This window comes from Acidovorax soli (genome assembly GCF_014207955.1).
Classification (GTDB): Bacteria; Pseudomonadota; Gammaproteobacteria; order Burkholderiales; family Burkholderiaceae_C; genus Acidovorax; species Acidovorax soli_A.
The window spans coordinates 270,969-291,237 of sequence record NZ_JACHLK010000006.1 but is presented as its reverse complement, the minus strand read 5'-3'; the positions used below and the strand labels follow the sequence as shown (position 1 = coordinate 291,237).

26 protein-coding genes are annotated in these 20,269 nt (G+C 69.2%); 14 read left to right on the top strand and 12 right to left on the bottom strand.

Features of this window, described 5'->3' with window-relative positions; genetic code table 11:
* Positions 1-3 precede the first annotated feature (3 nt).
* A complete protein-coding gene (locus HNP48_RS17150) occupies positions 4-423 on the bottom strand; it encodes an Lrp/AsnC family transcriptional regulator (RefSeq protein ID WP_184859144.1) in 420 nt (139 codons plus the stop codon).
* 138 nt (positions 424-561) lie between these two features.
* On the opposite strand from HNP48_RS17150, the gene HNP48_RS17145 reads away from it, so the two are divergent.
* A complete protein-coding gene (locus tag HNP48_RS17145) occupies positions 562-1,647 on the top strand; it encodes an ornithine cyclodeaminase (RefSeq protein ID WP_184859143.1) in 1,086 nt (361 codons plus the stop codon).
* Between the two features lie 3 nt (positions 1,648-1,650).
* Here the strand turns inward: HNP48_RS17145 and HNP48_RS17140 are convergent, their stop codons facing one another.
* The 4 genes from HNP48_RS17140 to HNP48_RS17125 are packed head-to-tail and all read right to left on the bottom strand — an operon-like array spanning position 1,651 to position 4,085.
* On the bottom strand, positions 1,651-1,902 hold the full coding sequence (locus HNP48_RS17140) for a hypothetical protein (protein ID WP_184859142.1): 252 nt from the start codon (positions 1,900-1,902) through the stop codon (positions 1,651-1,653).
* 2 nt (positions 1,903-1,904) lie between these two features.
* The gene (locus HNP48_RS17135) at positions 1,905-2,582 is read right to left on the bottom strand and encodes a nitroreductase (RefSeq protein ID WP_184859141.1); all 678 of its coding nucleotides are present in this window, start codon (positions 2,580-2,582) and stop codon (positions 1,905-1,907) included.
* Between the two features lie 8 nt (positions 2,583-2,590).
* The gene (locus HNP48_RS17130) at positions 2,591-2,977 is read right to left on the bottom strand and encodes a polyhydroxyalkanoic acid system family protein (RefSeq protein ID WP_184859140.1); all 387 of its coding nucleotides are present in this window, start codon (positions 2,975-2,977) and stop codon (positions 2,591-2,593) included.
* Positions 2,970-4,085 carry an aminopeptidase gene (locus HNP48_RS17125; RefSeq protein ID WP_184859139.1) on the bottom strand — a complete coding sequence of 372 codons (1,116 nt, stop codon included), beginning with the start codon at positions 4,083-4,085 and terminating at the stop codon, positions 2,970-2,972. The genes HNP48_RS17130 and HNP48_RS17125 overlap by 8 nt, the downstream gene beginning before the upstream one ends.
* 83 nt (positions 4,086-4,168) lie before the next feature.
* Between HNP48_RS17125 and HNP48_RS17120 the strand changes: the two genes are divergently transcribed.
* Positions 4,169-4,834 carry a DNA-3-methyladenine glycosylase I gene (locus tag HNP48_RS17120; RefSeq protein WP_184859138.1) on the top strand — a complete coding sequence of 222 codons (666 nt, stop codon included), beginning with the start codon at positions 4,169-4,171 and terminating at the stop codon, positions 4,832-4,834.
* Here HNP48_RS17120 and phnN read toward each other — a convergent pair.
* The 3 genes from phnN to phnF are packed head-to-tail and all read right to left on the bottom strand — an operon-like array spanning position 4,815 to position 6,881.
* Positions 4,815-5,411 carry a phosphonate metabolism protein/1,5-bisphosphokinase (PRPP-forming) PhnN gene (gene phnN / locus HNP48_RS17115; RefSeq protein WP_184859137.1) on the bottom strand — a complete coding sequence of 199 codons (597 nt, stop codon included), beginning with the start codon at positions 5,409-5,411 and terminating at the stop codon, positions 4,815-4,817. The genes HNP48_RS17120 and phnN overlap by 20 nt on opposite strands.
* Entirely contained in the window at positions 5,408-6,130 is a 723-nt protein-coding gene (locus HNP48_RS17110; protein ID WP_184859136.1) for a DUF1045 domain-containing protein, read from the bottom strand. The genes phnN and HNP48_RS17110 overlap by 4 nt, the downstream gene beginning before the upstream one ends.
* A complete protein-coding gene (gene phnF / locus HNP48_RS17105; protein WP_184859135.1) occupies positions 6,120-6,881 on the bottom strand; it encodes a phosphonate metabolism transcriptional regulator PhnF in 762 nt (253 codons plus the stop codon). The genes HNP48_RS17110 and phnF overlap by 11 nt, the downstream gene beginning before the upstream one ends.
* Positions 6,882-6,956: 75 nt before the next feature.
* Here phnF and phnG point away from each other — a divergent pair, with 75 nt between their 5' ends.
* From phnG to HNP48_RS17045, 12 genes are all read left to right on the top strand, one after another.
* The gene (gene phnG, locus HNP48_RS17100) at positions 6,957-7,475 is read left to right on the top strand and encodes a phosphonate C-P lyase system protein PhnG (RefSeq protein ID WP_184859134.1); all 519 of its coding nucleotides are present in this window, start codon (positions 6,957-6,959) and stop codon (positions 7,473-7,475) included.
* A complete protein-coding gene (gene phnH, locus HNP48_RS17095) occupies positions 7,472-8,119 on the top strand; it encodes a phosphonate C-P lyase system protein PhnH (RefSeq protein ID WP_184859133.1) in 648 nt (215 codons plus the stop codon). The genes phnG and phnH overlap by 4 nt, the downstream gene beginning before the upstream one ends.
* 4 nt (positions 8,120-8,123) lie before the next feature.
* Positions 8,124-9,227, top strand: a complete 1,104-nt coding sequence (locus HNP48_RS17090; RefSeq protein WP_184859132.1) for a carbon-phosphorus lyase complex subunit PhnI — start codon at positions 8,124-8,126, stop codon at positions 9,225-9,227.
* Positions 9,224-10,138 carry an alpha-D-ribose 1-methylphosphonate 5-phosphate C-P-lyase PhnJ gene (locus HNP48_RS17085; RefSeq protein ID WP_311773829.1) on the top strand — a complete coding sequence of 305 codons (915 nt, stop codon included), beginning with the start codon at positions 9,224-9,226 and terminating at the stop codon, positions 10,136-10,138. Before HNP48_RS17090 ends, HNP48_RS17085 begins: the two co-directional genes overlap by 4 nt.
* The gene (locus HNP48_RS17080) at positions 10,135-10,593 is read left to right on the top strand and encodes a GNAT family N-acetyltransferase (RefSeq protein ID WP_184859131.1); all 459 of its coding nucleotides are present in this window, start codon (positions 10,135-10,137) and stop codon (positions 10,591-10,593) included. The genes HNP48_RS17085 and HNP48_RS17080 overlap by 4 nt, the downstream gene beginning before the upstream one ends.
* A gap of 5 nt (positions 10,594-10,598) precedes the next feature.
* Positions 10,599-11,387: a phosphonate C-P lyase system protein PhnK gene (gene phnK / locus HNP48_RS17075; protein WP_184859130.1), complete on the top strand. Its 789-nt coding sequence runs from the start codon at positions 10,599-10,601 to the stop codon at positions 11,385-11,387.
* Positions 11,387-12,118 (top strand): phosphonate C-P lyase system protein PhnL, encoded by a 732-nt coding sequence (phnL, locus tag HNP48_RS17070; protein WP_184859128.1) that lies wholly within the window; start codon positions 11,387-11,389, stop codon positions 12,116-12,118. Before phnK ends, phnL begins: the two co-directional genes overlap by 1 nt.
* Positions 12,115-13,272, top strand: a complete 1,158-nt coding sequence (locus tag HNP48_RS17065) for an alpha-D-ribose 1-methylphosphonate 5-triphosphate diphosphatase (protein ID WP_184859126.1) — start codon at positions 12,115-12,117, stop codon at positions 13,270-13,272. The genes phnL and HNP48_RS17065 overlap by 4 nt, the downstream gene beginning before the upstream one ends.
* 89 nt (positions 13,273-13,361) lie before the next feature.
* Positions 13,362-14,222, top strand: coding sequence for a phosphonate ABC transporter ATP-binding protein (gene phnC / locus HNP48_RS17060; RefSeq protein ID WP_184859124.1), 861 nt, complete (start codon positions 13,362-13,364; stop codon positions 14,220-14,222).
* 70 nt (positions 14,223-14,292) lie between these two features.
* Positions 14,293-15,240 (top strand): phosphonate ABC transporter substrate-binding protein, encoded by a 948-nt coding sequence (phnD, locus tag HNP48_RS17055; protein WP_184859122.1) that lies wholly within the window; start codon positions 14,293-14,295, stop codon positions 15,238-15,240.
* Between the two features lie 25 nt (positions 15,241-15,265).
* Positions 15,266-16,072 (top strand): phosphonate ABC transporter, permease protein PhnE, encoded by an 807-nt coding sequence (phnE, locus tag HNP48_RS17050; RefSeq protein ID WP_184859119.1) that lies wholly within the window; start codon positions 15,266-15,268, stop codon positions 16,070-16,072.
* 3 nt (positions 16,073-16,075) lie between these two features.
* Positions 16,076-16,642: a phosphonate degradation HD-domain oxygenase gene (locus HNP48_RS17045; RefSeq protein ID WP_184859117.1), complete on the top strand. Its 567-nt coding sequence runs from the start codon at positions 16,076-16,078 to the stop codon at positions 16,640-16,642.
* On the opposite strand, the gene HNP48_RS17040 is transcribed toward HNP48_RS17045, so the two are convergent.
* The 4 genes from HNP48_RS17040 to HNP48_RS17025 all read right to left on the bottom strand — a co-directional run bounded on the left by HNP48_RS17040 (position 16,639) and on the right by HNP48_RS17025 (position 20,251).
* Positions 16,639-17,145 carry a hypothetical protein gene (locus HNP48_RS17040; protein WP_184859115.1) on the bottom strand — a complete coding sequence of 169 codons (507 nt, stop codon included), beginning with the start codon at positions 17,143-17,145 and terminating at the stop codon, positions 16,639-16,641. The genes HNP48_RS17045 and HNP48_RS17040 overlap by 4 nt on opposite strands.
* Positions 17,146-17,280: 135 nt before the next feature.
* Entirely contained in the window at positions 17,281-18,147 is an 867-nt protein-coding gene (locus HNP48_RS17035; RefSeq protein WP_184859113.1) for a VOC family protein, read from the bottom strand.
* Positions 18,148-18,190: 43 nt separating this feature from the next.
* Positions 18,191-19,219 carry a tripartite tricarboxylate transporter substrate binding protein gene (locus tag HNP48_RS17030; protein ID WP_184859111.1) on the bottom strand — a complete coding sequence of 343 codons (1,029 nt, stop codon included), beginning with the start codon at positions 19,217-19,219 and terminating at the stop codon, positions 18,191-18,193.
* A 111-nt stretch (positions 19,220-19,330) separates the two neighbouring features.
* Positions 19,331-20,251, bottom strand: a complete 921-nt coding sequence (locus HNP48_RS17025; RefSeq protein WP_184859109.1) for a LysR family transcriptional regulator — start codon at positions 20,249-20,251, stop codon at positions 19,331-19,333.
* Positions 20,252-20,269: the final 18 nt, after the last annotated feature.

The following is a 20,269-nucleotide window of genomic DNA, read 5'->3' as shown; positions in this document are numbered from 1 at the left end:
GGATCACCGGTAGGTGGTCAGGTGGATATTGGTCTCGGTGCCGCGGATGCCCGAGACCAGCCGCACGCGCTCCAGCACCTGGGCCAGTTCGGCCATGCTGCGTGCCTCCAGCTCGGCCAGCAGGTCCCAGCGGCCGTTGGTGTCGTGCAGGCTGGACACACCGGGTTCGCCCAGCAGGGCAACGACCACCTGGCGCGACTGGTTGCCTTCGACCAGCACGCCCATCCATGCGCGGATGCGGTCGGGCTCGGCCTCGGGTCGCAGCTTGACGGTGTAGCCCACGATCACTTGGCTGTCTTCGAGTTTGCGGATGCGGTTGGTCACCGTGCCGCGCGAGACGCCGAGCTTGTGCGCCAGGTCAGCCACGTTCATGCGCGCGTTGCCGCGCAGCAAGGCGATCAGGGAACGGTCGAGTTCGTCCATGGCGGGCCCCGGTGATTCATCAAAATGGAAATCAACGCTGCCATTGTGGCAACAAAGCCTGCAAATCGGCACATTCTTGCCGATTCACATTGCCTTGCGCCCGCCAGACACTGGATGCCACCGATCTGGAGACATACCATGCCAACCCAAACCACCGCCCCGCACGCCCACGCATCCACCCTCTACCTGAGCGCACCCGAAGCGGTGGAACTGGTGCGCCGCAAGGGCCTGGCCGCCTGCCTGGGCGGCATTGCGGACTGCATCACCGAAGACTTCCTGCGCTGGGAGCAGTTCGACAAGTCGGCACGGGTGGCCAGCTATTCGCGCGACGGCGCCATCGAGCTCATGCCGATTGCTGACGATGCGACCTACACCTTCAAGTACGTCAACGGCCACCCCAGGAACACGCAGCTGGGCCTGTCCACCGTGATGGCCTTTGGCGTGTTGGCCGACGTGGCCACGGGTGCGCCGCAACTGCTCAGCGAACTGACGCTGACCACCGCCATGCGCACGGCCGCTATGTCGGCCGTGGCGGCCAAGGCGCTGGCGCGGCCGGACAGCCGGGTGATGGCGATCATCGGCAATGGCGCGCAAAGCGAGTTCCAGGCCCTGGCCTTCCAGCACCTGCTGGGCATCACCGAGGTGCGCCTGTACGACACCGACCCGGCCGCCACGGCCAAGCTGCAGGCCAACCTGCACACCTCGGGCCTGGTGGTGACCGTGTGCGCCAGCACGGCCGAGGCGGTGCGCGGGGCCGACATTGTCACGACCATCACGGCCGACAAGGCGCGCGCCACGATCATCACCGCAGAGATGGTCGAGCCCGGCATGCACATCAATGCCGTGGGCGGCGACTGCCCCGGCAAGACCGAGCTGCAGGCCGAGGTGCTCACGCGCGGCCGGGTGTTCGTGGAATACCCGCCGCAGACCCGCATCGAGGGCGAGATCCAGCAGATGCCAGCCGACTTCGTGGTGACGGAGCTGTGGCAGGTGCTGGTCGGCCGCCAGCCGGGCCGCCGCAGCGATGCCGAGGTGACGGTCTTCGACTCCGTGGGCTTTGCGCTGGAGGACTTCTCGGCCCTGCGCTTCATGCGTGCGGCCGCGCTGGAGCTTGGCGTGGGCGAGCGCATCCAGCTGATCCCGGAACTGGCCGATCCCAAGGACCTGTTCGGCACCTTGCGGCAGACCACGGCGCCTGCCATGCGGCTGCAGGCGGTGGCCTGAACCTCAGGTGATTGCGGCCAGATCGGACGCGGCAATCAACAGGCTGTTGGGCACAGGGTTGTGGCCGGCCAGGCCCAGCGCCGCGACGTCCTCGTCGAAACGCACCAGCACGCGCCCCTGGGCATTGGCGGGCTCCAGCACCACCCCGGTGCTGCCGATCAGGCGCCAGTAGTCGTCCGAGGGCGCTCTGTCCTGTGGGCCCTCGGTGGTGCCGTTGAAGCACTGCAGCACCACGCAGGTGCCCGGGGAGGGCATGCTCAATCGCGCCAGACCACGCTGCTGGCCGGATCGGCGCGCGTGGTGCGGAACTGGTTGGCCGGGTGCGCCGGGTCGGCCAGGCCGAAGGAGATACCGCAGACGATGGTGCGGTCCTCGCCGATGCCCAGCACCTCGCGCAGCACGCCAGGGTAGGAGGCCAGCGCCGCCTGCGGCACCGTGGCCACGCCCAGGCTATGCGCAGCCAGCAGGAAGTTGCCCACGTAGGCGCCGCAGTCCACCGCGCCATAGACGCCCAGGGCCTCGTCGCTGCTCACGATGGCCACGTGGGGTGCGCCGAACATGCTGAAGTTCTCGGCCGCCTGGCGCGCCGATGCGGCGCGGTCGCCCTTGGCGATGCCCAGCGCTTCGTACAGGCCGTAACCGCACTCGCGCCGGCGCTCCTGGTACACGCCGCGGTACTCGCGCGGCCAGGGCAGGTCGGGTGCGGGTGGTGTGCTGGCAATGGCCTGCTGGAAGGCGGCGCGCAGCCGGGCCAGGGTTGTTCCGCTGGCGATGTGCACCTGCCAGGGCTGGGCGTTGCACCACGAGGCCGTGCGCTGCGCCGTGGCCAGGATGCGCTCGATGGTGGCGCGCGGCAGGGCCTCGGGCAGGAAGGAGCGGCAGCTGTAGCGTGTGTGCAGCAGCCCGGAGAGGGTGTCGTGCGCAGGCGTTGCCATGGCCATCGTCAGGCCTTTTTGGCTTTGGCCGGCGCCTTGGCAGCGGGCTTGGCCGGGGCGTCGTCGGCCGCTTTTTTCTTGGGCGCGGCTTTCTTGCCGGCTGCGGGGGCATTGAGCAGCGCGTCGAGTTGCTCGCCGATCTCGGCTTCGATGCGGTCCTTGAAGGCGCCGAACAGGAAGCCGAGCTGCGCCTTCATCTCGAAGCGCTGGGCGTCGACCAGCAGCGTGCCCTTGACGCCGGAGCGCGTGAAGTACAGCGTGTCTTCGGTGTCGCCCTCTTCGTAGGTGCATTCCATGTCGAATTTCTCCTCGGCCTTTTCGGCCCAGGAGAAAGCGACCTTGCGGGCTTCCTTGAAGCCCAGGTGGTGTTCGCGGTGGATGTGGATGTCAGGCACCAGGGGTCTCCTCTTTGGGGTGCAGGGCGCGCAGCACCTCGTGGCGCTGCGCCTGCGGTTGTTCGCTCAGGGCGCGTACGGCATCATAAAACCGGCGCCAGTCGCGGCCCTCGCGCTCGAAGAGCGCCTCGAAGGCGGGCACGAATTCGTTGTAGGCCGCCTGGGCGCCGAAACTCGCGTTGTTGGCACTGGCCACCCAGCGGTCATAGCCCGCCGTCTGGGCCGGTGTGGCCTGCCAGCGCTCGCGCAGGGCTGCGTAGTCGGCGCGAAAGGCCTGCATGGCCCCGGCCTTCTGTGCCTCCTTGTCCGGCAGGGCTTCCTGGGCGTAAATTTTCGCGAGGCGTTCGCGCGTGGCCTGGGCCAGGGCGCGGAAGTCGCGGCGCCGCGCCTCGCTCGCGGCAAAGGCCGCACTGGCCTGGGGCGTGGCCTGCTGGGCCAGCCAGCGTGCACTGCCCAGGCGTTCCACCGCGGTGGCAAACGATTCATTGAACAGCGTGTCACCCTTGGCGTAGACCACCTGGTGCGCCAGCTCGTGGAACAAGAGGCGCACGAACTCGCCCTCGGGCCAGCCGATGAAGGTGTTGAGCAGCGGGTCGCCCCCGGCCCAGTTCATATAGCCCAGTGTCGAATAGGCGGGCACTCCGTAGACCTCGACCTCCAGACCCTGCTGTGCAAGCTGGGCTGCTTCGGCTTTGGCATCCGCCTCGTCGAAGTAGCCGCGGTAGCCGATGCAGCCCGTGACCGGAAAGCACCAGGTGTGCAAGGTGAGCGAGTAGGGCGGTGCGGCCACCACGTTCCAGACGGCTGCCGTGCGTTTCAGGTCCGCATAGCGACGGTAGCTGGGGTTGTCAGGCAGGCCGAGCTCCGCCACCGCGAAGGTGCGTGCGCGCTGGGCCAGTTGCAGACGCTCGCGCAGAGGTACGGAGATGTCGCTGCGCGCGATCCAGTCCTCCAGCGGCTCGGCGGCACCCATCAGCTGCACATGGCCGCGCACCGACTGCCAGTAGTAGCCCAGGGTGCTGCCAGCGCAGCCCGACAGAAGCAGGCTGGTCGCGGCCAGGAGCGCCAGGCCGGTGGAGCGGGAGCGGAAACGGAGGGCGATGGGCATGTTGGGTTGACCAGTGTAGACACATGGCGTTCTCTGCGGAACCCAGAGGGCTTGTCAGCAGCGTGGCGTGGCGGCTTCCTAGAATGGCGGCCATGACCGATGCCGCCACCACCACCCTTCCCGATGGCCTGTTCGCCGACGAAGCCGGCTGCCCGCGCTGCACCTGGTGCCAGGCCACGCCGCTGTACCGCCACTACCATGACCAGGAGTGGGGTTTCCCCGTGGCAGACGACAGGCGCCTGTTCGAGAAGCTGTGCCTGGAGGGCTTCCAATCGGGACTGAGCTGGCTCACCATCCTGAACAAGCGCGAGGGCTTCCGGGCCGCGTTCGCACAGTTCGATGCCGAGCTGGTGGCCCGCTTCACCGAGAAGGATGTGGAGCGCCTGGTGCAGGACGCGGCCATCGTGCGCCACCGGGGCAAGATCGCCTCGACCATCAACAACGCCAACCGTGTGCTGGAATTGCGCCAGGAGTTCGGCTCGCTCGCCAACTACGCCTGGCGCTATGAGCCGCCGGCCGGCGAGCGGCCCGAACGCATCACGCGCGAGGTGGCGCGCACCTTCATCACTTCGCCCGGTTCGGTGGCCATGTCCAAGGACCTCAAGAAGCGCGGCTGGAGCTTTGTCGGCCCGACCACGGTGTATGCCTTCATGCAGGCCATGGGCCTGGTCAACGACCACCTCGAAGGCTGCCATGCGCGCGCGAAGGCGCTCAAGGCGCGGGCGGACTTCAGCGTGCCGGGGCGCTGACCGGGTTCGGCCAGCCGGGCAGCTGTTCCAGGGCCTGCAGCAACTGGCGGCCCGCGGCGTCCAGGCTGGTGTCGTTGCGCACCTCGATCCCGGCCGCGCCCGCGGGCGCCTGGAACTGCAGGGCACGCTGCACGCGCTGTTCGGCCTGCTCTGGGCTTTCGCGCCCGCGCGACAGGATGCGCTGGCGCAGCACCTCGGGGCTGGCGGTGATGTGCACGGCCACCAGGGCCGGGTAGCGCTGCAGCGCTTCGGGCAGGTAGGCGCGTGAGCCGTTCACCAGCAGCCAGCGGCCCCGGGCCAGCGGTTCCAGTTCGCCATGGCGCACGCCATAGGCCAGGCCATTGGCTTCCCAGTGCAGGGCAAACGCGTCGGCGGCGCGCAGCGCAGCGTGGTCGCCGGGCGTAGTGCTTTCGTGCAGTTCGCCGCCGGGGACGGCCGGGCGGCTGATGGTGCGCCGCGCCCACTGCACGGGCAGGCCGGCGGGCAGGTGCTGGCGCAGCCAGTCGAGCAGGCTGTCCTTGCCCGCACCCGAGGGGCCCATGAAATACAGCAGCCGGCCCGGCGCGCTGCCGCTCATGCGCCCAGCTCCAGGTGGTCCAGCAGCACGAAGTCGGCGCCCGGCGTCGGTTCGGCGAACAGGGCCAGGCTGCCGAAGCGCAGCGGCGGCAGGTCGGCAAAGAACTGGTCCGCCGCATCCTGCACCAGCTCCACGGTGGCGTCATCGGCGCCCGACAGCGACCCGGTCAGCGACATGTGGAAGCGGAACTCATCGAGCACGAAGGGGTAGCCCCACCGCTGCAGCAGTTCGTCCTGCCGTGGCGTGAGCCCTGCCGCACGGCGGCGTGTCAGGTCGTGTTCGGCGAGCGGTGCGGCCAGCGGGTGCAGTTGCGCCACGCAGGCGGCCGCAGCCGCCTGGATCTCTGTGTTGGCCGGGTGCGCGGGCGTGGGCACCAGCGCCAGGAAGTCGCCGATGCGCTCCACCACCATGGGCGGCATGGCAAAGGGACGCAGTCCCTGGGCCAGGGTCTGTACGGCGTGGTGCAGGGTGAGCCAGTCCACGCCCGGGGCCAGGGCGAACGGGGCCTTGAGCGTGGCATGCCAGCCGTAGCGGCGCGGTGCGGCGGTCAGGCGCTCCAGCTCGTCCTTGGCCACGCCGTGGATGTCCAGCTGCGGCAGGGGCTGCAACTGGGCGGCGCAGCGGCCCAGCCAGTGGCTGCCGGCCAGCCAGGCCAGGGTACCGGGGTGGGGTGCGAAATAGACCGCATAGCGGTGGGCGGTGGTGGCGTTATTCGTCATGGCTGACCGTGAGTTTGACGCGGTCGCCCGCGAACCAGGCGCGCGCCCATTCGACGGGTGTGCCTTCGAGGTCGACGTTCAGGCTCTCCACCAGCAGCACGGGCCGCGTTGCGGGCTGGCGCAATTCGGCCGCCACGGCGGCATCGGGCAGCTCGGCGGTGATGCGGCTTTCGCGCCGCGTGTAGTCGGCCACGCCGTGCGCGGAAAAGCCGGCGGTGATGGAGCCGGTCTCGCGCACCACGGCGGCCAGGCCTTCGAAGCGCGGCAAGGGGAAGTAGCGCTCGCTCACGTGCAGGGGCTGGCCCTCGGCCTGGCCGATCACGCGCAGCGCCAGCAGCGGGCTGCGCGCGGGCACCTGCAGCGCCTTGGCCAGGGCGGCCGTGGCGCGCACCGTCTGCTCCTGCAGCACCACCAGGCTGCCGCGCAGGCCGGCCTGGGCCAGGCCCTGCTGGTGGCGCACGCGCTTGCCCAGTGCCAGGTCCACCGCGAAGTCCTCCACATAGGTACCGCTGCCCTGGGTGATGCGCACCAGCCCCTGGCTGCACAGGCTGGCCAGCGAGCGGCGGATGGTGTGGCGGTTCACACCGAACTGCTCGGCCAGCGCATGTTCCGACGGCAGGCGCTGGCCCGGCGGGTAGACGCCGCTGCCGATGGCCTCGGCCAGCTCGGCCGCAATGCGGGTCCAGAAGCTGTCGCGGGCGGGGCGGGTGGGGGGCTCGGCAAGAAAAGAAGTGCTGGTGGTCGCTGTCATGAAACCTACATGCGCGCTGTCTAAGCTGGCGCCAGTTGTTCAATTTGTCTATACAACTTTAAGGGTACCACCTTCATGTTTCAAGCCTTTGACAACCCCGGCCCGGGCCGGCCGCTGGCGCGGGCGCACTGGATGGCGCTGCTCGCCAGGGCGCCGCTTGGCCTGCTGGAGCCCGCGCTGCAGGCCCATGCCGAGCTCCCCGCGCGCTGGCTGCGCGCCCCCGAGACCGGCCTGATGATGGTGCAGGGCCGTGCCGGCGGCACGGGCGAGCGCTTCAACCTGGGCGAGGTCACGGTCACCCGCTGCGCACTGCGCGTGCAGCCCTCCGACGACTGCGAGGCCACCGTGGGCGTGGCCTATGTGCTGGGCCGCTCGCACCGCCAGGTGCAACTCGCGGCGCTGGCCGACGCGCTGCTGCAGGACCCGGCGCACCAGGCCACGCTCGACACGGGCCTGCTCGACCCGATTCGCCGCCATTTGGCCCAGCAGCAGGCCGAGCGCCAGGCGCGCGCCGCGAGCACGCGGGTGGATTTCTTCACCGTGGCGCGCGAAAGCGGCAGCGCCCACTGCGACAGCGAGGAGGACATGGAATGAGCACTGCCCCCACCACCCCCGAGGCGCGGTTGTCCACACTGGGCGCGGGCTTTTCCAGCGAGGCCCTGGGCAGCCAGGGCGTGTTCCGCGCGGTGCTGCAGGCGCTGTCGCAGCCGGGCAGCCCGGTCGCCGTGGTTCACGATGCCGAGGTGCCCGCCACCGGCCATGCCGCATCGGCCGCGGTGCTGCTGGCCCTGCTCGACAGCGAATGCACGCTGTGGCTGTCGCCCACACTGGCGGCCAGCCAGGCCGGCACCTGGCTGCGCTTTCACACCGGCTGCGTGCTGGTGGATGCGCCCGCACAGGCGCGCTTTGCCTGGGTCGGCGCGGGCGATGCGCTGCCGGCCCTGGACCGTCTGGCGTGCGGCAGCGACGAGTACCCCGACCAGTCCGCCACCTGCGTGGTCGACGTGCAGGTGCTGGCCCCGGCCGTGGAAGGCGCTGGCGCCTGGCGCCTGACAGGCCCCGGTATCCCATCGGCGCAGCACCTGCGCGTGGCCGGCCTGCCGGAGGATTTCGAGCGCCAGTGGGCCGCGAACCACGGCGCCTTTCCACGCGGGGTGGACCTGGTGCTGGCCACGGCCACGCACATCGCCGGCCTGCCGCGCACTACCTGCATCGATCCTGCCACCGTGGAGGCCTGACACCATGTACGTTGCCGTCAAGGGCGGGGAAACCGCCATCCTCAACAGCTACCGCCTGCTGGCCGAGCAGCGCCGGGGCGACACGGCCGAGCCCGAACTCTCGGTGGCGCAGATCCGTGACCAGCTCAAGCTGGCCGTGGATCGCGTGATGACCGAAGGCTCGGTCTACGACCCCGAACTTGCGGCCCTGGCCATCAAGCAGGCCGCGGGCGACCTGGTCGAGGCGATCTTCTTGCTGCGCGCCTACCGCGCCACGCTGCCGCGCCTGGGCACGAGCTTGCCGCTGGACACCGCGCGCATGGCGCTGACCCGCCGCATCTCGGCCACCTTCAAGGACCTGCCCGGCGGCCAGGTGCTGGGCCCCACCTACGACTACACCCAGCGCCTGCTCGACTTCACGCTGCTGGCGCAGGGCCAGCCGCCGGTGGCTCCCGCAGCGCCCACGCCGCTGACCGACGCACCGGCCGTGACGCCGCGCGTGGTGGATCTGCTCAACCAGGAAGGTCTGATCGAGACGCGCCCTGTGCCGCCAGGCGACCCGGCGCCCGCCGACCTCACGCGCGAGCCGCTGCGCTTTCCGGCCAACCGCGCCACGCGGCTGCAGAACCTGGCGCGCGGCGACGAGGGCTTTCTGCTCGCCATGGCGTATTCGACCCAGCGCGGCTATGCGCACTTGCATCCCTTCGTGGGCGAGCTGCGCCTGGGCACGGTGGCCGTGGAGATTGCACCCGAAGAGCTGGGCTTTGCCATTTCCATCGGCGACCTGGAGATCACCGAGTGCGAGATGGTCAACCAGTTCGCGGGCAGCAAGAGCACACCGCCGCAGTTCACGCGTGGCTACGGCCTGGCCTTTGGCCACAGCGAGCGCAAGGCCATGGCCATGGGCCTGGTGGACCGCGCGTTGCGCGCCGACGAGCTGGGCGAGCCCGTCGAATCGCCCGCGCAGATGCAGGAGTTCGTGCTCTCGCACAGCGACAGCCTGGAAGCTTCGGGTTTCGTGCAGCACCTGAAGCTGCCGCACTACGTGGACTTCCAGTCCGAGCTGGAGCTGGTGCGCCGCATGCGCGCCACGGCGTCGGACACCCCCCCGCCAGGAGACGACGCATGAACGCCCCCCATGAGCCCGGGCTGATGGACCTGCCCGCCGACGCCGCTGCCACCGGCGGCGACTTCAACTTCGCCTACCTGGACGAGCGCACCAAGCGCATGATCCGCCGGGCCATCCTCAAGGCCGTGGCCATCCCGGGCTACCAGGTGCCCTTCGGCTCGCGCGAGATGCCACTGCCCTACGGCTGGGGCACGGGCGGCATCCAGGTCACGGCGGCCATCATCGGGCCCGAAGACCGGCTCAAGGTCATCGACCAGGGCTCGGACGACACGGTCAACGCGGTCAACATCCGCCGCTTCTTTCAGCGCACCACGGGCGTGGCCACCACCACGCGCACGGCCGAGGCCACGCTCATCCAGACGCGCCACCGCATCCCCGAGACGCCGCTGGCCGAAGGCCAGGTGCTCGTCTACCAGGTGCCGGTGCCCGAGCCCATGCAGCGCCTGGAGCCGCGCGAGACCGAGACGCGCACCCTGCACGGCCTGGCCGAATACGGGCTCATGCACGTCAAGCTCTACGAGGACATCGCGCGCTACGGCCACATCGCCACCACCTACGACTACCCGGTGCTGGTCAACCACCGCTATGTGATGGCGCCGTCGCCCATCCCCAAGTTCGACAACCCCAAGATGCACATGAACCCCGCGCTGCAGCTCTTCGGCGCGGGCCGTGAAAAGCGCATCTACGCCGTGCCGCCCTACACGCCCGTGGAGAGCCTGGGCTTCGAGGACCACCCCTTCGAGGTGCAGCGCTGGGACTGCGGCTGCGCCCTGTGCGGCGCCACGGACAGCTTTCTCGACGAGGTCATCACCGACGACCAGGGCACGCGCATGCATGTGTGCTCTGACTCCGACTACTGCCAGGAGCGCCAGGCGTCTGCGGCTGCCGTGCCGGCCGGGGAAGGCGCATGAGCGCCGTGCTCGTGCGCGAGGCCACCGAGGCCGACCTGGACGAGGTGCTGGCCCTGTACCAGGGCATCGAGGACAGCCCCGAGCATGTGCTCACGCTCGCTGAAGCGCGGGCTGCGCTGGCGCAGTTCCGCGCTTACCCGAGCTACCGCCTGTGGGTGGCCTGCGAGAGCGCCGAACCCGGTGCCGACGTGCTCGGCACCTACAGCCTGCTGGTCATGCACAACCTGGCCCATCGGGGCGCGCCCTCGGCCATCGTCGAGGACGTGGTGGTCGCCGCTGACCGCAAGGGCCAGGGCATCGGCCGCCAGATGATGGCCCACGCCCTGCAGCAGGCGCGCGAGGCCGGCTGCTACAAGCTGGCGCTCTCGTCCCACCGCAAGCGCACCGACGCGCATGCCTTCTACGAATCCCTGGGCTTTGCGCAGCATGGCCTGAGCTTTTCCATAGAACCCTGATCGCCATGGACGCTACCCCTTCTTCTTCCCCACTGCTCAGCGTGCGCGGCATCGGCAAGCGCTATGGCCAGCGCGTGGCGCTGCAGGACGCCTCCTTCGACCTGTGGCCCGGCGAGGTGCTGGCCGTGGTCGGCGAGTCCGGCTCGGGCAAGTCCACCCTGCTCAACGCCGTGGCGGCGCGCAGTCGGCCCGATGCGGGCAGCGTGCACTTCCAGGACCGCAGCGGCGCCTTGCAGGACGTGCTGGCCATGAGCGAGGCCCAGCAGCGCCTGCTGGCGCGCACCGACTGGGGCTTCGTGCACCAGAACGCGGCCGACGGCCTGCGCATGGACGTGTCGGCCGGGGCCAATGTGGGCGAGCGCCTCATGGGCCTGGGCGAGCGCCATTACGGCCGTCTGCGCGCCGCCGCCACCGAATGGCTGCAGCGCGTGGAGATCGACGCCGGGCGCATCGACGACGCACCGCGCGCCTTCTCGGGCGGCATGCGCCAGCGCCTGCAGATCGCGCGCAACCTGGTCACCCGGCCGCGCCTGGTGTTCATGGACGAGCCGACCTCGGGCCTGGATGTTTCGGTGCAGGCGCGCCTGCTCGACCTCTTGCGCCAGCTTACGCGGCAGATGCAGCTGGCGGCCATCGTGGTCACGCACGACCTGGCCGTGGCCCGGCTGCTGGCCCATCGCATGGTGGTGATGCAGCGCGGCCGCGTGGTCGAGTCGGGCCTGACCGACCAGGTGCTCGACGACCCCCAGCACCCCTACACCCAGCTCCTCGTTTCCTCGGTACTGCAACCATGATGACGACCCCCACCAATGCACCCATCCTGGAACTCCAGGGCGTGGCCAAGCGCTTCACGCTGCACCACCAGAACGGCATCGAGCTGCCCGTGCTCGCCCAGGTGAATCTCTCCGTCGGTCCCGGCGAATGCGTGGTGCTCGATGGCCCCTCGGGCATGGGCAAGAGCACGCTGCTCAAGCTGGTCTATGCCAACTACCGCGCCAACGCGGGCCGCATCACCGTGCAGCCGGCGCACGGTCCGGCCGTGGACGTGACCCAGGCCACGCCGCGCGAGCTGGTGCAGCTGCGCCGCGACACCGTCGGCTACGTGAGCCAGTTCCTGCGCGTGATCCCCCGCGTGGGCGCGCTCGACGTGGTGGCCGAACCGCTGGCTGAAGATGCAGGTGACGACGAGGCCGCCCTGGAGGCGGCACGCGACACCGCGCGCGCCTGGCTCACCCGCCTGCGCATCCCGGAACGCCTGTGGCACCTGCCGCCCGCCACCTTCTCGGGCGGCGAGCAGCAGCGCATCAACATCGCGCGCAACATGATCAAGCCCAAGCCTCTCTTGCTGCTCGACGAGCCCACGGCCTCGCTCGACGCAGCCAACACCGATACAGTGATCGCCCTGGTCCGAGAGGCCGTGGAGCGTGGAGCTGCTCTGGTCGGCATATTCCATGATGCGCATGTGGGCGCGGCCGTGGCCACGCGCCGCGTGAATGTGGCGGACTTCCGCGGGGTGGTGGCATGAGTGCGAACGCAGTGTTCCACAACGCCCGCATGGTGCTGCCTGGCGAGGTGGTGCAGGGCTCGCTCTCGGTACAGGGCGGGCGCATAGCCGCCCTGGCATCGGGCGGCACGGCGGCGCTGCAGGGCATCGACCTGGGCGGCGACTACCTGCTGCCCGGTCTGGTCGAGGTGCACACCGACAACTTCGAGCGCCACCTCATGCCGCGCCCCAAGGTGCAGTGGGCTGCGATGCCCGCGCTGCTGGCGCACGATGCCGAGATCGCCGCGGCCGGCATCACCACCGTGCTCGACGCGCTGGGCGTGGGCGAGGCCGATGCGGAGAGCCTGCGCGGCAGCGCCTGGAACCAGGTGCTCGACACCATCGACACCTGCACCGAGCGCCATCTGCTGCGCGCCGACCACCACCTGCACGTGCGCTGCGAACTGCCGGCGCCCAACACCATCGACCTGTTCGGCCCCTTCCACGGGCACCCGCGCCTGTCGCTGATCTCGCTGATGGACCACACCCCCGGGCAGCGCCAGTGGGAGAACATCGAGCAGGCGCGCACCTACTACACCGGCAAGAAGGGCTGGAGCAGCGAGAAGTTCGAGCGCCAGGTGCAGCATGCCGCCACCCTGCAGGCGCAGTACGCCGAGCCGCACCGCGCCTACTTCGTGGACTACTGCCGCACCCATGGCATCGCCCTGGCCAGCCACGACGACACCACGGTGGCGCATGTGGAGCAGGCCCATGCCGAGGGGGCGGGCATGTCCGAGTTCCCGACCACGCTGGCGGCGGCCCAGGCGGCGCACGCGTGCGGCCTGCTCACCGTGATGGGCGGGCCCAACGTGGTGCGCGGTGGCTCGCACTCGGGCAATGTCGCGGCGTCCGACCTCGCGCGCCAGGGCCTGCTGGACATCCTCTCGTCCGACTACGTGCCGGGCAGCCTGCTCGGCGCCGTGATGCGCCTGGTGCACGACGGCATCTTCACGCTGCCCGAGGCCGTGGCCACCGTCACGCGCAACCCGGCGCGGGCCTCGGGCATGGCCGACCGCGGCGAGCTGGCAACCGGCCTGCGCGCCGACCTGGTGCAGGTGCACCTGGTGGAGCTGCCCGGCGGCGCGCAGCAGGCCGTGGTGCGCGGCGTGTGGCGCGAGGGCGTGCGGGTTCTGTGAGCTACTGACTTGCAAATTTCCCGCAACTGTCAACGCACTGTCACGCCGCGCTTCCACACTGCATTTGTATAGACGACCTGGAGCCGGCCATGCCCATTGCCCTTCGCATCGAGCAACTGAACAAGCATTTCGCCAATGGCAAGCACGCGCTGCGTGGCATCGACCTCACGGTGCATGCCGGTGAGATGGTGGCCTTGATCGGTGCCTCGGGCTCGGGCAAGTCCACCCTGCTGCGCCATGTGGCCGGCCTGGTGGTGGCCGATGGCGACAGCCACTCGCTGGTCGAGGTCGACGGCCGCTGCGTGCAGCAGGGCGGGCGCATCCACCGTGACATCCGCAAGGTGCGCTCGCAGGTGGGCTTCGTGTTCCAGCAGTTCAACCTGGTCGACCGCCTGCCCGTGATGATGAACGTGCTGGTGGGCATGCTGCACCGCACGCCCCGCTGGCGCGGCTGGCTGCGCGTGTTCCGCCCGCACGAGCGCGCCCTGGCGCTGGAGGCGCTGGCCCGCGTGGGCATTGCCGACTGCCATGCGCAGCGTGCCTCCACGCTCTCGGGCGGGCAGCAGCAGCGTGCGGCGATTGCGCGCACCCTGGTGCAGGGCGCCAAGGTGGTGCTGGCCGATGAACCCATCGCCTCGCTGGACCCCGAGTCCTCGCGCAAGGTCATGGACATCCTGGCGCGCATCAACCGCGAAGACGGCAGCACCGTCATCGTCTCGCTGCACCAGGTGGACGTGGCCATCAAATACTGCCCGCGTGTGGTCGCGCTGCACCAGGGCCGCGTGGTCTACGACGGCCCATCGGCCGATCTCACGCCCGCGCTGCTGCGTGAGCTCTATGGCGTGCAGGCCGACGAAATCCTGGGCGCGGCCTTGCCGCAGGCGCCTGCCACCGCCCCCGTGCAGCAGCCCGCCCATGGCTGGGTGCAGCCTCTGGCGCAGGCGGCCTGAGCCCTTCCCCGATCCCATCCCGCGGTTTCCGCATTCCTTCCGACCGTTCTCCCTTTCACTGGAGCCACCCATGTTCAAGAAACTGTGCGCAGCCCTGGCCCTTGGCCTGGGCCTGACGACGGGCGCCCACGCCCAGGACATCAACTTCGGCATGATCTCGACCGAGGCGACGCAGAACCTCAAGGCCGACTGGCAGCCTCTGCTGGACGACATGGCCAAGCAGACGGGCCTCAAGGTCAACGCCTTCTTCGCCTCCGACTATGCCGGCCTGATCGAAGCCATGCGCTTCAACAAGATGCAGGTCGCGTGGCTGGGCAACAAGTCGGCCATGGAAGCCGTGGACCGCGCCAACGGCGAGGTGTTCGCGCAGATGGTCAACGCCGACGGCACCCAGGGCTACTACTCGCACCTGATCGTGCACAAGGACAGCCCGCTGGCCACGCTGGACGATGTGCTCAAGAACGGCAAGTCGCTGAGATTCGGCAACGGCGACCCGAACTCCACCTCGGGCTTCCTGGTGCCCGGCTACTACGCGTTTGCGCAGAACAAGATCGACGCCAAGACCCACTTCAAGGTGGTGCGCAGCGCCAACCACGAGACCAATGCCCTGGCCGTGGCCAACAAGCAGGTCGACGTGGCCACGAACAACAGCGAGAACCTCGAAAAGATCAAGGAGCGCCAGCCCGAGAAATTCAAGGACCTGAAGATCGTCTGGACCTCGCCGCTGATCGCGCTCGACCCGCTGGTGATGCGCAAGGACCTGCCCGAGCCGCTCAAGGCCAAGATCAAGGACTTCTTCTTCAACTACGCCAAGACCGATGCGCGCGAGAAGGAGATCGTGATGAAGATCTCCAAGCTCTCGGGCTTCAAGCCCTCGACCAATGCACAGCTCATGCCCATCCGCCAGCTCGACCTGTTCGGCAAGCGCAACAAGATCGAAGGCGATACCACGCTGGCCGACGCCGACAAGAAGACCCGCCTGGCCGAGATCGACCAGCAGCTAGCTTCCCTGAAGTAAGCAACGCAGCCGGCCAGTGCCCACCATGTCTTTCGCATTGACCCCTTCGCTCGCAACCCTGGCGGGCACCACGGCGCCCAAGCGCAGCCTTGCCTGGTACCTGTCCTGGGGCATCCTGCTGCTGGTGCTGGCCGCATCGTGGAAGGGTGCCGACATGCGCCCGCTCGACCTCCTCCGCGATTCGGGCAACATGGCCCAGTACGCGTCCGAGTTCTTTCCGCCCAACTTCGGGCAGTGGCGCATCTATGTGCAGGAGATGCTGGTCACGCTGCAGATCGCGCTGTGGGGCACGGCGCTCGCGGTGCTCACGGCCATTCCGCTGGCGCTGCTGGCCTCCTCCAACATCGCGCCCTGGTGGGTCAACCAGCCGGTGCGCCGCGTGCTCGACGCCTGCCGCGCCATCAACGAGATGGTGTTCGCCATGCTCTTCGTGGTGGCCGTGGGCCTGGGGCCCTTCGCTGGCGTGCTGGCGCTGTGGATCCACACATCGGGCACGCTGGCCAAGCTGTTCTCCGAAGCCGTGGAAGCCATCGACCCTCAGCCCGTGGAGGGCATCCGCTCCACTGGCGCGAGCGCGCTGCACGAAATCATCTACGGCGTGATCCCGCAGGTGATGCCGCTGTGGATCTCTTACACGCTCTACCGCTTCGAGGCCAATGTGCGCTCGGCCTCGGTGGTGGGCATGGTGGGGGCCGGCGGCATCGGCGTGGTGCTGTGGGAGATCATCCGCGGCTTCCAGTACGCCGAGACCTGCGCGGTGATGCTCATCATCGTGGTCACCGTGAGCCTGATCGACCTGGTGTCGGCGCGCATCCGCAAGACCATGATCTAGGCCATGGCTGTGACCCTGCACGACATCGCCCTGCTGCTCGCCGAACGTGGGCAAAAGCAGTACGGCCGCGAGGCCGTGAGCCAACTCGACCACGCGCTGCAGTGCGCGCACCTGGCGGAAGAAGCGGGTGAAACCCCGGCCACCGTGGTCGCTGCCTTGCTGCACGACCTGGGCCATCTGCTCGCGCCCGCGGCCGCAGAGCACGAGGCCCGGGCGCCGCGCCAAGACGACCTGCACCAGTACGTGGCCCTGCCGTTTCTGCGCGGTGTGCTGCCCGAGGCGGTGCTCGAACCCATCCGCATGCATGTCGACGCCAAGCGCTATCTGTGCGCGGTGGATGCGGGCTACTGGGCCGCGCTCTCGCCCGCATCGCAGCACAGCCTGGAACTGCAGGGCGGTGCCTATGGCCTGGTCGAATGCGCCCGGTTCGCCGAGCAGCCTTTTGCGCAGGAGGCGATTCGCCTGCGCCGCTACGACGACCTGGCCAAGGTGCCGGGCCGGGGCACGCCGCCGTTGCCGCACTACCTGGCCATGCTGGACGCAGTGCGCCAGACCGCAGGCCCCGACTAGCGCTCGACGCGCAAGGGTGCTGACAGCTCCAGCTGGCGTTGGGCCACCCGGTCCGACAGGCGCGCGCGCACGGTGTAGCTTCCCAGGTCCTCCTCGCCATGGAAGGCTAGGGTCGCGCTGGCCGCCCCGAGCATGAACTTCTGCCCCAGCGGCGCGGCGGACCACAGCTTGGCCGAACCGGCGTTCTGCGCCTTGCCATCGGGGCCTGCGACCTCAAACTCGACGTCCACGTCGCAATGTCCCGCCGGGTCGGGCGCGCAGCCCTTGAAGATGATCACGGTGCTGGCGCTGGCACCCAGGCGTGCCCGGTCCGTGACGGGCAACCGGGGCGGGGTGGGCGATGTCTCCCAGATGTGCCGCAGCGCCTTCTCGTCTGCGGTCAGCAACAGGCGTGCCTGCAGGCCACCGGGGCTGCTTGCGCCATTCTCTGCCGCGTGGACCGGGAGGGATGTGAGTGCCGTGATGGCTGCCAGAGCGAGGCAGGCAGGGTGGTCGGTGGGCATCGTGGGTGGCCTGGTGGTGAAAGACCGCGACCCTAGATGCCCCGCAGCGAAAAGCCTGCGGGCAGGTGCCGCAGTATCGCGGCACGCTACCAGCGGGTGGCTCAGATGCTCCCGTCCCCTGGTGCCGGAAGCGCTTCAGCGGAACTCGGGGATATCCGGCACCGACCCCCACATGCAGAACGAGGTGGGGTGGAACGGGAACTGGCGCGGTGGTGCATCGGGGTCGGTGACCATGCGCACGCCGCTGGAGAACTCGTAGACCATGCCGTCCGGCCCCTCGAAGTAGAGGAACATGGCGCCCGAGGTCGGGTGTTTGCCCGGCCCGAACACCACGCGGATGCCGCGCGATTGCAGCAGGTACCAGGCGCGCATCAGGTCGTCGATCGAGGCCACTTGGTGGTTGATGTGCTGCACTCCGGCATACGCCGAGGGAAACAGCGCGATCTTGTGGTGCACCTCGTCGATGCGCAGGAGCGGCGCGGCGCCGATGCGGTCGCTGACCTTGGCGCTGAGCACCGTGGTCCAGAAGCGTTCGTCGCGCGCCGGGTCGGTGCTGCGCAGGCCCACGTGCGAGAAGCCGGTGTTGCCCGTGTCGCGTGTCGGGAAGAAACGCACGCCGCTGTGGAAGGGCGCGACGGCGAGCTCGATGGCGTTGCCGCTCGGATCGTTGAAGCCGATGAAGGCCTGCACCCGGCGCTGCTCGCATTCATCGGGCCGGCCTTCGCGCACGGCGTGGCCCAGGCGTTCGAGCTCCGCGGCGGCGGACTGCAGCTCGGCCATGGAGGAAAGCTCGAAGCCGGTCGTATGGTCGGCCGGGTCGCCGTCAAAATACACCAACGTCTGCTCGCGCGCGTCGCTGCGAAAACCCACGGCCCTGCCATGGCGCGGCGGCCCGTAGCGCTGGCCTTCGCGCAGGCCCAGGATGTCGTTGGCATAGCGGCAGGCGCCATCGAGGTCGCGCGTGCCCAGGCGCACGTAGCTGATGTCCTTGAGTGCAATCATCTTCGTTCTGTCTCCGTTGTTCTTGTGCCGGCCGCGCTGCTGCCTAGTCGAGCTTGAGCTTGGCCTCGGTGATCACGCGGCCCCACAGCTGGGTCTCGCGGCCAATGTACTCGCCGAATTCGTCGGGCTTCTGGTCGAAGCGGTTGTAGCCCAGGTTGCGGTAGCGGTCGGCGATGTCCGGCGTGGCCAGGATCTCGGTGATGTCCGCCGCAATCTTGTCGCGCAGCGGCTTGGGCGTGTTGCGTGGCGCGAACAGGCCGAACCAGGCATTGGCCACGAAGGCCTTGGCCTGCGTAGAGCCCGCCATGCCGGGAACTCCGGGGGCGAACGGCGAAGGCTGCGGCGCCGCCACGCCCACGAAACGGATGCGGCCCGATTTCTCCATGGGGCCGGCGCTGGCGATGCTGCCCAGGGCCCATTGCACTTCGCCGGTGGCGACGGCGGCGAACAGCTGCGGGATCTCCTTGTAGGGCACGTGCGTCATGCGCGTGTTGGTGGCGGCCAGCAGGCGCAGGGCGCCCAGGTGGCCTGGGCTGCCCAGGCCCCAGGAGCCGTAGGTGACACGGTCCGGTGCGGCCAGGGCAGCCTGCACGATGTCGTCGACCGATTTGAAGGGGCTGTCCTTGGCCACGGCGACGAAGAAGTCGGTCTGCAGCGTGGGGCGGATGGGGGCAAAGTCGCGCTGCGGGTCGTAGGGCAGGCGGCTGTACAGGTGCACATTGGAGGTCAGCATGGTGCTGTCCAGGTGGATCAGCTCGTGGCCGTCCGATGCCGCGCTGCGGGTTGCGTTGAAGGCCACCACGCCGTTGCCGCCGGGCTTGTTGTCCACGATGACTGGCTGGCCCCAGCGGCGCGCGAGCTGCTCGGTCACCAGGCGCAGCGACACATCGGGGCCGCTGCCGGTGGAGGCCGCCGTGGTGACCTTGACAGGCTTGGAAGGCCAGGTGTTGGCCAGCGACGGGGTGGCGTACAGCCAGGCAGCGGTGCTGCCGGCACCCAGCGCCAGCAGCTGGCGGCGGGACACGGGGGAGGAAGAGGCCTGGAAGGGGCTGGCGCCGCAAAGGGGTTTCATGGATCGGTTTCCTTGTGTGTGCGCCGGGACGTGTGAGGGCGCCTTACTTTTGTACTGGCGCGCTGCCACGCTGAACAGAGGCAACACCAGCAAAACCGATCGAAAAGCCGCCTAAATCGTGCTCTGGTCCGCGTATTTTGTGAACAGCTTCAAGAATGCTTCAGCGGCCATTGAAAATGGCCGCGCGCGGGTGCACAGCGCGACGATTTCGCGCGTCACCACGGGGTCGGTCAGCGGCACCGAGACCACGCGCTGCCCATCCACACGCGACAGGCTGTAGGCCGGCAGCACCGAGATTCCGAGGCCCGCGGCCACGAGGCCGACGGCGGTCTGGATGTTGGCCACCTCGAAAGCGGGCTTGAGCCGCAGCGTGAGTTGCCCCAGGGTCTGGTCGGCCAGCCGGCGCAGGCCGGTGTTCGACGTCAGCAGGATCAGGCTCTGGTCCGTGAGGTCGCCCCAGCTGGCCTCGCGCCGCTCGGCCAGCGGGTGGTCGGGGCTGCAGGCCAGCACCAGCGTGTCCTTGTAGAGCACCTGCGAGACCAGGTCGGTCGAGGCCAGGTCGGCGGTGCAGATGCCGAAGTCCGACTTGCCCTCGCGCACATGGGCCACGACCTGGTCCACGGGAGCGTCCACCAGGGTCACGGTGACGTTGGGGAACTGCTCGCGAAAGCGCGCAATGACCTCGGGCACCAGGCTGGCTGCCAAGAGCGGCGAGGTCACCAGCGACAGCCGTTCGCTCTTGCGGCGCTTGCTTTCCTGCAGGGTCTGCAGGCCCGAGTCGAGCGCGAAGAACACGTCGCGCACCGTGGGCAAAAACTGGCGGCCGGCCTCGGTCAGCTCGATGCGGCGCGTGGTGCGCTCGAACAGGCGCACGCCGAGCTCCTCTTCGAGCGTGCGCACGAGCATGGACAGCGCCGAGATGGTCAGGTGCATGCGCGCCGCGGCCCGGGTCATGGTGCCTTCGTGCGCGACGAGCCAGAAGGCACGCAGCTGCCGCAGGCTGAGGTTGGAGGGGTTGTCCAGCAGGTCCATGGTGCGATTGTGTCGGCA